Raw genomic sequence first — 12,306 nt, 5'->3', positions numbered from 1 at the left:
ATTATATTTATTGGTTTTGTAGATATAATTTATAGATTTTAATCCTCTTTGACATTTTATTTTTCAGACTTTTCCTTTATAAGCTCAAGCGTTATATCAACGCCATTATTATACTTTTCTATCCAATATGCTTTTAATTCGCATAGAAGCGCTGCTAATACATTGGTAATTAGAATTGGAGTTAAAACTAAACTGAAGATCAATTCATAAATTTGTTTATTTGAATATCCAAGTTGATTGATGAACTTGATTTCTGATTCGAATAAGTTATCAGGTAAAAATTCAAAAATCAAGTCTTTAAGATAAACTATAATACCCAAAAGTGTGGATAAAATTAAATACTATTATTCTTAATCATTTTCTGTCCTCTCCATTTTTCTTCTTGGGCTTTTCCTGCGTCATAATAATTTCCTCCTTATTCGCCATTGGCGAATTTTTTTATTTAATGTCTACATTCCTTACGGTCCGATCTTCCGGAAGCAGCTGCAAGAGCCATTATCATTGCTCCAAATGTAGCTCCGATTATAATTCCTATTATAAATGCTTTACCGTTATGAAAATTGACGGAATTGATAATTATATGGTTATGTATGCAGGCTTTATCGACATGAGTTGAGAGTACAAATTCATATTGTTCGTCAAGCATTCTTTTCATAGTTTCAAGTCCGATTTCATGAGCCTGTTCTGCGGTCACCTCTCCTTTTTTGAATGACTGAATTGCATGAAAAGCAAGATTTTCAACATTGCTGTTCATTGATTTTCTTGTAAAACCAAACTCGTATTCCGCTGTACGATGTTGACAATTATGAGTAGAAATCCAAAAACCGTTTTCTGTTTTTTCTTTGTTGCAAATATAGTCGATAGCTTTGCCTAAGGTAACTTTGATAGGATGTATTTCTGTATAAGCCATATTTCCTCCAGTTTATTCTGAATATCTTTAATATCCTCTCGAAACACCGATTTAGTTTCGTTGACGCGCTTAACTATCTGATTAATATTTACCCCTATTTTATTAATCTCCGATACAAATTTTCTTATTTCTGAATAATCAACAATTTCTATTTTTCCCTCTATTGAAATCTTTCTTAAATAGGCGCTTAGATTTTTAATTCCGGCAGCTTTCATCTTCTCAATTATGAACTTTTTTTCTTCTCCGTCTACATAAAATTTTATCAAATAATTACGTTTTCTTTCTATTGACATTGCTTATCCTTTCTTGACTTTTTTCGGGGTTTGGGCGCTCCCAAAAGATTAATTTTTTCAAAACTAAACTCCGTTGAGTTTTTGTAAAAATTGCCGAGTGTGTCCACACCGGCGTTCCTTGCTATTCAGCCCTCCGAATTTTTCAGAAGATTCATCTCCGGACAAAATTCGGATTTACAGCGCATGAATGCGCTGTATTTTTTCAAAAAATCCAAGGATTTTTTGATTCTGAAAAATCAGAAATCGAAAGTCCAAAAGCGATCGCCTCAATTTGATTTTAAATTATAATCATGAATTTTTATTTTGTCAAGAGGGCAGAATTATTCTTCTATTCATAAACGTCAATCCGATAAAATAAAAAAACGCCGTAAATACGGCGTTTAAAATATATCCGAACTATTAAAAAAAATGAAGAAAAAAATTTTTTTCGACATTGCAAAAAAAATAAGGAACCGAGATTAAAATCTCGATTCCTATAATTGCTGAAAAATACCAGAAAAATATTTTTGAAAAAAATACTTGACAAAATTTTTCCTTCATGTTAAAATACAAAACAGAAAAAGCACCCCCACAAAGCATTGAACGTCTGCGAAACGTTCAATGCTCCATAATCAACGCAGATACAACCCTATCTGATTGACTTAGTGAGAATGCTATCTCAGCGTACGTACATGTATGCTCGAATAGATTTCATAAGCTCGTCAGATATTCCTCCATCGGAACTGGCGGGCTTATTGCTTTTTCTAAACAAAATTGAATATTTCTTTCAGGCAGCTATTCACTATCAAAATTAACATAAACTAAAATCACTGCTCACAGCCGCCTGCGGAGTTTCCTCCGTTATCAAACAACATAAATGCCGCTGTAAGCAGATGGTTTTAGTACTTACCTTTGGCTCCCCAAGTTGGACTCGAACCAACGACCCTGCGGTTAACAGCCGCATGCTCTACCGACTGAGCTATTGAGGAATATATATATACATTACACAAAACAAATAAAAAGCAAAAAGCCGGCATTGATATATTTTCCCAGGACGTCACCGTCCAAGTATCTTCTACGCAGATGAGCTTAACTTCTGTGTTCGGAAAGGGAACAGGTGGAACCTCATCGCCATTAACACCGGCTGACTCTTTTAAATTGAACAGAAAAGCAAAGATTTGAACTCTGACAAAAGGAAAAGCCCTCGACCTATTAGTATCCGCTGGCTTAACATGTCGCCATGCTTACACCTCAGACCTATCAACCTCATAGTCTTTGAGGGGTCTTACTTACTTACGTAATGGGATATCTTATCTTAAGGCCGGCTTCACGCTTAGATGCCTTCAGCGTTTATCCGTTCCGCACTTAGCTGCCCAGCTGTGCCACTGGCGTGACAACTGGTACACCAGAGGTGCGTCCATCCCGGTCCTCTCGTACTAGGGACAGCTCCTTTCAAATATCCTTCGCCCACGACAGATAGGGACCGAACTGTCTCACGACGTTCTGAACCCAGCTCGCGTACCGCTTTAATTGGCGAACAGCCAAACCCTTGGGACCGAATTCAGCCCCAGGATGCGATGAGCCGACATCGAGGTGCCAAACCTCCCCGTCGATGTGGACTCTTGGGGGAGATCAGCCTGTTATCCCCAGGGTAGCTTTTATCCGTTGAGCGACGGCATTTCCACTCACATACCGCCGGATCACTAACTCCAACTTTCGTTACTGCTCGACCCGTCAGTCTCGCAGTTAGGCTCGCTTTTGCGTTTACACTCTCTGGCATGGTTTCCATCCATGCTGAGCGAACCTTTGAGCGCCTCCGTTACCTTTTTGGAGGCGACCGCCCCAGTCAAACTGCCCACCTAACAATGTCCCCCGCCCTGATTCAAGGGCGCAGGTTAGAATTTCAGCACTTCAAGAGTGGTATCCCAACAGCGACTCCACAAAAGCTGACGCCTTTGCTTCTCAGTCTCCCACCTATCCTGTACATGAAATACCAAAATCCAATATTAAGCTACAGTGAAGCTCCATGGGGTCTTTCCGTCTAGTCGCGGGTAACCGGCATCTTCACCGGTACTACAATTTCGCCGGGCGGGTTGTTGAGACAGTGCCCAAATCGTTACACCATTCGTGCGGGTCAGAACTTACCTGACAAGGAATTTCGCTACCTTAGGACCGTTATAGTTACGGCCGCCGTTTACTGGGGCTTCGATTCAAAGCTCTCACTTCTCCTCTTAACCTTCCAGCACCGGGCAGGTGTCACCCCATATACGTCATCTTTCGATTTAGCATAGAGCTGTGTTTTTGCTAAACAGTCGCTTGGGCCTATTCTCTGCGGCTCTTTCGAGCACTCCTTCTCCCTAAGTTACGGAGTCAACTTGCCGAGTTCCTTAACAACCCTTCTCCCGTTGGCCTTAGAATTCTCTTCCTATCTACCTGTGTCGGTTTGCGGTACGGGCTCTTCAGATATTCACACAACTTTTCTTGCCTCAATCCACATTTACTTCCCCCATTCGGGGTCCCTTACGACCGGGAACACCAACTCCCGGATAAACGCTTCTCAAGTGTCCTTGTGCTTAAATCTTTCAGAGGCTACGGAATTTCTACCGTATGTGCATCGGCTACGCGTTTCCGCCTCGCCTTAGCTCCCGGCTTACTAGGAGCGGACGAACCTTCCTCCTAAAACCTTAGATTTTCGGCCATTATGATTCTCACATAATTCTCGCTACTCATTCCGGCATTCTCACTCGTATAAAATCCACCATCGCTTCCGCTATGACTTCTCCTCTTATACGACGCTCCCCTACCCCACAATCTTTCAATTGCAGCCCAAGCTTCGGTATAGATTTTAGCCCCGTTGAATTTTCGGCGCAGGGTCACTCGACCAGTGAGCTATTACGCACTCTTTTAATGAGTGGCTGCTTCTAAGCCAACATCCTGGTTGTCTGTGCAACCCCACATCCTTTTCCACTTAAATCTATTTCGGGACCTTAGCTGTGGGTCTGGGCTGTTTCCCTTTCGACTGTGAGACTTATCTCACACAGTCTGACTGCTGTACATCAATTATCCGGCATTCTTAGTTTGATAAGGTTCAGTAACCTTTCGGCCCCTAGCCCATTCAGTGCTTTACCTCCGGTAATCTAATACAACGCTAGCCCTAAAGCTATTTCGGGGAGAACCAGCTATATCCGAGTTCGATTGGAATTTCTCCGCTAGCCACACCTCATCCGCCACCTTTTCAACGGGGGTCGGTTCGGCCCTCCATGGAGTTTTACCTCCACTTCAGCCTGGACATGGCTAGGTCACTCGGTTTCGGGTCTATCGCATGCAACTTGACGCCCTTTTCAGACTTGCTCTCGCTTCGGCTTCAAACCTTAAGTTCTTAACCTTGCTGCATACGATAACTCGCCGGACCATTCTACAAAAGGTACCTGATCACACTTTGACGTGCTCTCAGTGCTTGTAAGCACAGGGTTTCAGGTTCTTTTTCACTCCCCTCCCGGGGTTCTTTTCACCTTTCCTTCACAGTACTCTTCGCTATCGGTCATTGGGGAATATTTAGGCTTGGAGGGTGGTCCCCCCTGCTTCCCACGGGGTTTCTCGTGTCCCGCGGTACTCTGGATTCTGCCTGCTGCCTCTGCTTTTCATTTACACGACTTTCACGTTCTTCGGTCAGGCTTCCCATCCTGTTCTATTAAGCTTCGACAATGCTTTTTGCAGTCCGCAACCCCGACTGAATTGCTTCCGTCGGTTTGGCCTCTTTCGATTTCGCTCGCCACTACTCTCGAAATCTCGGTTGATTTCTTTTCCTCTCCCTACTTAGATGTTTCAGTTCGGGAGGTTCCCCTCATATACCTATTGATTCAGTATATGATACATGAGCTTCTCTCATGTGGATTGCTCCATTCGGATATCTGCGGGTCTTAGTTCGCTTACAACTCACCGCAGCTTTTCGCAGTTAACCGCGTCCTTCTTCGGTTCCCAATGCCAAGGCATCCGCCCTGCGCTCTTTCTAGCTTTACCATTTGTCTTTTCTGAGTTCTCAATACATTGTAGTTTTTTTACCCGACTTTTAATTTCTTTATTAAAAATCGTGTCGTTTCACTTTTTGTATTTTCTTCATACTTTTCTTATTCAATTTTCAAGATGCCTTTTTTTCTATCCTTTTTCAAGAACAGAAATTAACAGATAATTTCCATTATCTATTAATTTCTTTTCTCGATGGTGGGCACAAGTGGACTCGAACCACCGACCTCACGCTTATCAGGCGTGCGCTCTAACCACCTGAGCTATGCGCCCTTTTTGGTGGAGATGAGGAGGATCGAACTCCTGACCCCCTGCTTGCAAAGCAGGTGCTCTCCCAGCTGAGCTACACCCCCGACTTCCTGATATCTTCAAAATTAAACAATGCTTTTAACCCTTGTCTGACCGGAACTTTCAGACTCTTTCGTCTTTTCGCTCCTTAGAAAGGAGGTGATCCAGCCGCACCTTCCGATACGGCTACCTTGTTACGACTTCACCCCAGTCATCAATCCCACCTTCGACGACGTCCTCCTTTGCAGGTTAGACTATCGGCTTCGGGTGTTACCGACTCCCATGGTGTGACGGGCGGTGTGTACAAGGCCCGGGAACGTATTCACCGCAGCATGCTGATCTGCGATTACTAGCAATTCCGACTTCATGCAGGCGAGTTTCAGCCTGCAATCTGAACTGAGACAATTTTTCGGGATTTGCTCCACATCGCTGTTTTGCTTCCCTCTGTTTTATTGCCATTGTAGTACGTGTGTAGCCCAGGTCATAAGGGGCATGATGATTTGACGTCATCCCCACCTTCCTCCGTTTTGTCAACGGCAGTCCCATTAGAGTGCTCTTGCGTAGCAACTAATGGTAAGGGTTGCGCTCGTTGCGGGACTTAACCCAACATCTCACGACACGAGCTGACGACAACCATGCACCACCTGTCTATATGTCCCCGAAGGGATTTCAACTATCTCTAGTCTATTCATACGATGTCAAGACCTGGTAAGGTTCTTCGCGTTGCTTCGAATTAAACCACATACTCCACTGCTTGTGCGGGCCCCCGTCAATTCCTTTGAGTTTCAACCTTGCGGTCGTACTCCCCAGGTGGATTACTTATTGTGTTAACTGCGGCACGGAAGGGGTCAGTCCCCCCACACCTAGTAATCATCGTTTACAGCGTGGACTACCAGGGTATCTAATCCTGTTTGCTCCCCACGCTTTCGAGCCTCAGCGTCAGTAAAAGCCCAGTAAGCCGCCTTCGCCACCGATGTTCCTCCTAATATCTACGCATTTCACCGCTACACTAGGAATTCCGCTTACCTCTACTTCACTCAAGAACAACAGTTTCAAATGCAATCTACAGGTTGAGCCCATAGTTTTCACATCTGACTTGCTATCCCGCCTACGCTCCCTTTACACCCAGTAATTCCGGACAACGCTCGCTCCCTACGTATTACCGCGGCTGCTGGCACGTAGTTAGCCGGAGCTTTTTCTTCAGGTACCGTCATTATCGTCCCTGATAAAAGGAGTTTACAATCCGAAAACCTTCTTCCTCCACGCGGCATCGCTGCATCAGAGTTCCCTCCATTGTGCAATATTCCCCACTGCTGCCTCCCGTAGGAGTCTGGGCCGTGTCTCAGTCCCAATGTGGCCGTTCAACCTCTCAGTCCGGCTACTGATCGTCGACTTGGTGAGCCGTTACCTCACCAACTATCTAATCAGACGCGAGCCCATCTCTGAGCGAATTTCTTTGATATATCTATCATGCGATATTTATATTTTATGGGGTATTACCATCCGTTTCCAGAAGCTATCCCCCTCTCAGAGGCAGGTTGCTCACGTGTTACTCACCCGTCCGCCACTAACTTAAAAAAGCAAGCTCTTTTAAGTCCGTTCGACTTGCATGTGTTAGGCGTGCCGCCAGCGTTCGTCCTGAGCCAGGATCAAACTCTTTATTAAGTTTGTATATTAAATACCTTCCGGTATTTACTATCTCCCGTTTCATTACGATTGCTCGCAATTCTTTCGCTTGTGTTTTTACTCTTGTATTAATCTCTCAATTAATACAGAATTTACAAGGGTTTTGTTTTTTCTTAGCATTGTTCAATTTTCAAGATACCTTCGCTCTCTCGCTTCCTTTGAGCGCTCGTCTATTATATCACTTCTTCTCTCTCTTGTCAATACCTTTTGGGAGAAAAAAATTTTCCGACTTCGCTCTCTCTCGTTCGACAGCTTTATTATTATATCACCTCCTTACTCTTTTGTCAATCTTTTTTTTGAGATTTGACGGAATATACAAAATATATTGTGAATTCTCTGATAAATGCAATATTATGCACAATAAACAATAATGTTTACTGACTTAAATCCCCTTTAATTATAATAAACAAGCTGTATAACATAGTATAAATATTATAAGGAGGCATTAAAATGTTTTTAAATATGTTACAATCAATATTAAGTAATTTATTTTTTTTCGCATTACATGTAGACAGCAGAAACGTTTTTCCTAAACCGCTGTCTAAAAAAGAGGAAGAGGAATATTTCAAGCTTATGGGGGAAGGAGATAGCAATGCGCGTACAAAGCTTATTGAACATAATTTAAGACTTGTCGCTCATATCATTAAAAAATATTATTCAAATATAAAAGAACAGGATGAATTGATATCAATAGGAACAATAGGACTTATCAAAGCGGTTTCCACATTTGATTATTCAAAAGGGAACAGGTTTGCCACTTATGCAAGCAGATGTATTGAAAAAGCAACGGTATCATAACGGCTCTAAATAATCCACAGGAAGTAAAACAAGAGCCTTATTCAGATTCATGGAAAATCTATCGGAAAGTCGGTAATGGCTTCTGTATTCTTTACAAGTTTCATAATGGCAATGTCAGATATGCTCCGCTGTACATACACTCGTTCAGATTCCTTACAAAACGTCATTTGACACAGGCTCAGAGGTTCTTGTTTGAAAATCCGAATCCAAACAGGCTTGAATCAGTATCGGACAAGCTGAAATGGTATCGCATTCAGAACGGACTTTTACAGCGCGATGTCGCTAAGGTCATGGAAGTTGACAGGACTACTTATTCACGTTATGAGGAGAATGTTTTGGAAGCCTATCCGCTGGACAAGCTTGCAAAAGCTGCTGAACTATTCGGAATTGATGTAACCGCACTTCTTGATGATTACAATTTGTTTCTCTATCATGGACAGGGACGGCAGATAAAAGAACTGCGCAAGTCTATGAAACTCACGCAGTCCGAATTTGCAAAATATATCTCTGTTCCTCTTGGTACGCTCAAAAAATGGGAGCAGGAACGTGCTTGTATTCAGAAAAAGACGTTTGAAAAGCTGTTGCAGCTAAAGAACATTCAATCAGACGCTTCGCACGCTCTCAGAACCGTTTGAATCCTTTCGGCGAAACCCTTTGCCCTTGAAAATGGAAAGGCTTAAAAGGGTTATCTGGACGTTCCTTAATATGATGTAATAGGAGAGCAAATTATTCTTACCGCTAAGATTTCAGGCATATTGATATGCTTTAGTGTCAGCAGTTTTCGGTAGCCCCTCAACTTTCCCGTAAAAAGCAGTCTTAAAGATTGCCCAATATGCACCTCTTTCCCCAAAAGACGAGCGTGACAGCATTATCATTTTCGGGGTTGAAAAATCACAATCTCTTATGGATATCAATGAAGCCTTGTACGACCATGATTTCAAATGTTTATGCGAAAAATAAGACGGAGTTTTTACGCTCCGTCTTTTAGCGATATGTAGTTATTCATTCATAACTTTATCGCTTATTAAATTGAATATTTTATCGTTTTCCTCTCGTGACAAGTTCTTTTTTTCAAGATCGGAAATAACGAACTCCGCATGAACTTGCGCAAGACGCCTTTGTAATTCTCTGATTGATTCCTGTTTCGTTGGAAGATGAACAATACATTTCATGACATCACCGCTTTCAATAAAAGCATATTATCAATGTTTTGTCCATTATTCAAATAAACAGGCTTTAAATTCTTTTAAGCTTTCAATTATATCATTTGTCAGCTCGGGTTTTTCAATTATGATTTTAAATGCCTCCTCTTTTGCCTTATGATACTTTTTTCTGTATTCTATCCGAAGCTTTTCAATTTTCAATAAATATTTAATTTGCTTTGATAAACTAAGTTTATTTGATTCAAGCAAATTGTTATATTGAGATTTTATTAAACGTGCAGTTTCTGTAATCACAAAGCAGCAATCCAAATAATATATAAATTTAGTATTCATAATTTATTTTCCCCTTTTACTGTTATACTGACGATAAAAAATGGTATTTACTTCTTCATCACCGTCATAAATTCCGATATTTTCCGAAAAGACTTCCTTTGAATCCTTAACCATATTCTCCGCTTGTTCGTATGACATAATTTTACAATATGGTTTCTTGATATTCTTTGAATGCGTAAAGCATTTGGAGTTTCTTGGATAGAATTTTATTCTATCGTTTTTGGAATCAGAAGAATTGGAATTTGTATTATTTCCTGGTGTAAAATAAGCGCCTATATTATCATTGTTTTCAAGTTTTATTATTTTGATAAAACCATGGTTCCAAATTCTTCTGCATTCATCTAAATCAATAAATAGATACTTTTTCTGCAAATCCTTAATTAAAATATGAATATGCCAATTCCCGTTGGAATGCGGCTCAAAAATTGAAATGTACTCGCAATTTTTGTATCTGTATTTAAATTTTTTCCAAAAAAGTTTGAAATCAGCAGATACTTGCGAACGATCAAATTGCGGATCTGTATAGGTCAAAGTCAAAAATATCTCATTTGGCTTACCTATAAAATTTGCATTGATATATCTTCTTAGATTTGTAAAAGAACGATTCCGATTTATTGAATTACTATCGGAATATTCCTTTACTTCACCAGTTCGCATATCAACATATGTGTATTTTCCACACTTTTTAAAATTGTGTAAATACTTTGAGCGTTTTTCTATTACAACAATCTCAATAATATGATTTGTAATAAATACACTCGCTTTTGAATGGTCATCCGGCTGTCTGTCAACTTTTTCATTAACAGACTTTTTCGTTTCAATCAATTAAAACCACCTCTTTAGAATATTGAACAAATCTAATTTAGATTTGTTATGTACAAGTGGTTCTAATTTAATTATACGCACCGTCTGAAAAAATATCTCATTATCTCGAAAAACTTATTTTTTATCACTTTTTGAGATTTTTTCGCCTGATGTAGCGTTAATAATCAAGTAAAAGAGCATAAAAATAAGCACTCCACGTTAAAGTGAAGTGCTATAGAATTTATTTGGATAATTATTTAAAAAGCAGAATCAATATCCTTAATTCCGGCATCAAGCAACATTTGCGCAAACTCAGCCCCGTCAATGATTCTTATATTATCATCTAAATAGTCTTTATTGTATTCAGCTATACTTGCAGTAGTTATAACCCAACGTACACAAGTATAGTCAAACTCATCATTCTGTAAGTTGTCATATCTCTTTATTTGCTCGCAAGCCCAGTTTAAATCAGCTTTTCCATTATAAAACTTTGCTTGGACAACCACTTTTAGTTTCAAGTTCTCAAATACTGCTTCAACGTCAGCATCTTCAAACTCACGTTTTTGATAGGGATTCTTAGGAAGAACTTTAGCGGAATCTGCGCCTATTTTTCTGAAATACCATGCAATAAGCTGCTCAAATTTGTCAGGTGATAAAGACAAAAGACTTTTATTAATAGCATCAATGGAAGATTCCAATAGTTCCGAATAAATTGAAATCGGCTCAGTAGCAATTAATGCTGTAATAACATCTTGTTTGGCATTATCCGACAGGTATAAAACGGTTCCTCTGAATTTTAATGCAGAGTTAAGATAGCTTTTTGCATACTCTTTCTTTGAAATATTTATTCTGATTGGTTTCAGCTTTTTGAAAAATTTGAAATCGGAGTTATCTTTTGCGACATTCTCAGCGCTTACTCCGCAATCAAAAAGCTGTTTTTCAATGTCTTTACAAGTGAGTAATTTTTCATCTTCAATTTGAAAAACGTGAAAATAACTCTTGTCGGGAATTATCAGATAATCATTTTTCTTATATTCAAACAAAAAGCGATAAAGTGAATATCTGAAACGCGGTTTATTTGCATCAATTTTATTTGAAAATATATTTTCAAATTCATTAAACGGCGTATTGCTTTTTCTAATAAAATCAATATCTTCTTCTGCAAGCTTTCCAGATTTACAGCCAATAGATATGTAACATCCATTCATATCACTAAAATCTCTTTTACAGTTGTCCTTAATTTCACTGAATCCAAGCAGTTTCCATGCGCTTTCACCATAATGGCTATTTCTATGCATTATGAAATTAACGTCTTTCTTTATATCGTTCTCTTTAATTGCAGATGAGTAATTATCCATAACAAATCTCCTTAAATAATTATAACGCCTCTATAAGTGCTTTTATAATTATACCATATTTAATGCTAATAATCAATATTTAATGCTCCAAATAAATTTATGGATTTTTGTAAATATTGTATAATAACTATAAAGGAGTGAAGCTATGGAAAAAGAACTTGACTATACTGCACTAGGAATCAGAATTCGTCAGGCACGAAAAGAACATCATGTAACGCAAGAACAGCTCGGAGAACTATGTGAACTCTCAACCGCTCATATTGGTCACATTGAAAGAGGCACTCGTATACCGTCTATTGACACATTATTTCGTATTGCTCAAGCTTTAGATGTCAGCATGGATTATTTGATTTTCGATTCAATTGCACCTGACGAAAATCTTTTTATTACAATAAATTCCATACTTCAAAACAAGGATAAGCGAAAAGTTAAAACATTTATGACAATAGTTCGTGCCATAGCTGATAAAATTGATGAATTCTAAATCAAATGCCCTATGATGATTATAACACATCACAGGGCATTATTTTTATAGCAATTTGCTGCAATTTCAAAATTTTTCTGAAATTTCGTCAAAGTCGTTGCAATCTTACGAAATTTGCGGTATAATAGTTTTAGAGGGTAAAAGCCGTAATGATATATAATTCATTGCAACGTTTTAAGGAGATGAT

General features: G+C 39.4%; 9 protein-coding genes, 3 tRNA genes and 3 rRNA genes. 3 read left to right on the top strand and 12 right to left on the bottom strand.

The annotated features are described in order from the left end of the window. Nucleotides 1-442: 442 nt before the first annotated feature. From ACYQ0N_RS04870 to ACYQ0N_RS04835, 8 genes are all read right to left on the bottom strand, one after another. A complete protein-coding gene (locus tag ACYQ0N_RS04870; protein WP_177531347.1) occupies nucleotides 443-910 on the bottom strand; it encodes a relaxase/mobilization nuclease domain-containing protein in 468 nt (155 codons plus the stop codon). Then, complete coding sequence (locus ACYQ0N_RS04865) at nucleotides 871-1,203, bottom strand: plasmid mobilization protein (protein ID WP_177531348.1); 333 nt, start codon at nucleotides 1,201-1,203, stop codon at nucleotides 871-873. Before ACYQ0N_RS04865 ends, ACYQ0N_RS04870 begins: the two co-directional genes overlap by 40 nt. Nucleotides 1,204-2,095: 892 nt before the next feature. Further along, nucleotides 2,096-2,171: transfer RNA gene (locus ACYQ0N_RS04860), tRNA-Asn, on the bottom strand. A 39-nt stretch (nucleotides 2,172-2,210) separates the two neighbouring features. Next, nucleotides 2,211-2,327: ribosomal RNA gene (gene rrf / locus ACYQ0N_RS04855) — 5S ribosomal RNA — on the bottom strand. A gap of 47 nt (nucleotides 2,328-2,374) precedes the next feature. After that, nucleotides 2,375-5,202 (bottom strand): 23S ribosomal RNA (locus ACYQ0N_RS04850). A gap of 199 nt (nucleotides 5,203-5,401) precedes the next feature. Further along, nucleotides 5,402-5,478: transfer RNA gene (locus ACYQ0N_RS04845), tRNA-Ile, on the bottom strand. Nucleotides 5,479-5,482: 4 nt separating this feature from the next. Continuing rightward, a tRNA-Ala gene (locus tag ACYQ0N_RS04840) sits at nucleotides 5,483-5,558 on the bottom strand. Nucleotides 5,559-5,645: 87 nt separating this feature from the next. After that, nucleotides 5,646-7,158: ribosomal RNA gene (locus tag ACYQ0N_RS04835) — 16S ribosomal RNA — on the bottom strand. Together the 16S, 23S and 5S rRNA genes with 3 tRNA genes alongside form the textbook arrangement of a ribosomal RNA operon. 471 nt (nucleotides 7,159-7,629) lie before the next feature. Between ACYQ0N_RS04835 and ACYQ0N_RS04830 the strand changes: the two genes are divergently transcribed. Beyond that, on the top strand, nucleotides 7,630-7,977 hold the full coding sequence (locus ACYQ0N_RS04830; RefSeq protein ID WP_177532461.1) for a sigma factor: 348 nt from the start codon (nucleotides 7,630-7,632) through the stop codon (nucleotides 7,975-7,977). 188 nt (nucleotides 7,978-8,165) lie between these two features. Further along, nucleotides 8,166-8,612: a helix-turn-helix domain-containing protein gene (locus tag ACYQ0N_RS04825; RefSeq protein ID WP_177532462.1), complete on the top strand. Its 447-nt coding sequence runs from the start codon at nucleotides 8,166-8,168 to the stop codon at nucleotides 8,610-8,612. Between the two features lie 363 nt (nucleotides 8,613-8,975). On the opposite strand, the gene ACYQ0N_RS04820 is transcribed toward ACYQ0N_RS04825, so the two are convergent. The 4 genes from ACYQ0N_RS04820 to ACYQ0N_RS04805 form a co-directional block, all read right to left on the bottom strand. Then, nucleotides 8,976-9,149, bottom strand: a complete 174-nt coding sequence (locus ACYQ0N_RS04820; RefSeq protein ID WP_177532463.1) for a hypothetical protein — start codon at nucleotides 9,147-9,149, stop codon at nucleotides 8,976-8,978. Between the two features lie 45 nt (nucleotides 9,150-9,194). Further along, nucleotides 9,195-9,473, bottom strand: coding sequence for a hypothetical protein (locus tag ACYQ0N_RS04815; RefSeq protein WP_460162009.1), 279 nt, complete (start codon nucleotides 9,471-9,473; stop codon nucleotides 9,195-9,197). Between the two features lie 3 nt (nucleotides 9,474-9,476). Further along, complete coding sequence (locus tag ACYQ0N_RS04810) at nucleotides 9,477-10,298, bottom strand: rolling circle replication-associated protein (RefSeq protein ID WP_177532465.1); 822 nt, start codon at nucleotides 10,296-10,298, stop codon at nucleotides 9,477-9,479. A gap of 236 nt (nucleotides 10,299-10,534) precedes the next feature. Continuing rightward, nucleotides 10,535-11,635, bottom strand: a complete 1,101-nt coding sequence (locus ACYQ0N_RS04805) for a restriction endonuclease (RefSeq protein ID WP_177532466.1) — start codon at nucleotides 11,633-11,635, stop codon at nucleotides 10,535-10,537. A gap of 145 nt (nucleotides 11,636-11,780) precedes the next feature. On the opposite strand from ACYQ0N_RS04805, the gene ACYQ0N_RS04800 reads away from it, so the two are divergent. Next, nucleotides 11,781-12,119: a helix-turn-helix domain-containing protein gene (locus ACYQ0N_RS04800; RefSeq protein ID WP_177532467.1), complete on the top strand. Its 339-nt coding sequence runs from the start codon at nucleotides 11,781-11,783 to the stop codon at nucleotides 12,117-12,119. The last annotated feature ends 187 nt before the right edge of the window (nucleotides 12,120-12,306 follow it).

This window comes from Ruminococcus sporogenes, assembly GCF_054655175.1.
Note: the sequence above shows the minus strand (reverse complement) of the source record. Positions and strands in the feature narration are given on the sequence as shown.

Coding starts and splice junctions, on each gene's coding strand:
- ACYQ0N_RS04870 (WP_177531347.1), bottom strand. CDS start 910: ATGGCTTATACAGAAATACATCCTATCAAAGTTACCTTAGGCAAAGCT.
- ACYQ0N_RS04865 (WP_177531348.1), bottom strand. CDS start 1,203: ATGTCAATAGAAAGAAAACGTAATTATTTGATAAAATTTTATGTAGAC.
- ACYQ0N_RS04830 (WP_177532461.1), top strand. CDS start 7,630: ATGTTTTTAAATATGTTACAATCAATATTAAGTAATTTATTTTTTTTC.
- ACYQ0N_RS04820 (WP_177532463.1), bottom strand. CDS start 9,149: ATGAAATGTATTGTTCATCTTCCAACGAAACAGGAATCAATCAGAGAA.
- ACYQ0N_RS04815 (WP_460162009.1), bottom strand. CDS start 9,473: ATGAATACTAAATTTATATATTATTTGGATTGCTGCTTTGTGATTACA.
- ACYQ0N_RS04805 (WP_177532466.1), bottom strand. CDS start 11,635: ATGGATAATTACTCATCTGCAATTAAAGAGAACGATATAAAGAAAGAC.
- ACYQ0N_RS04800 (WP_177532467.1), top strand. CDS start 11,781: ATGGAAAAAGAACTTGACTATACTGCACTAGGAATCAGAATTCGTCAG.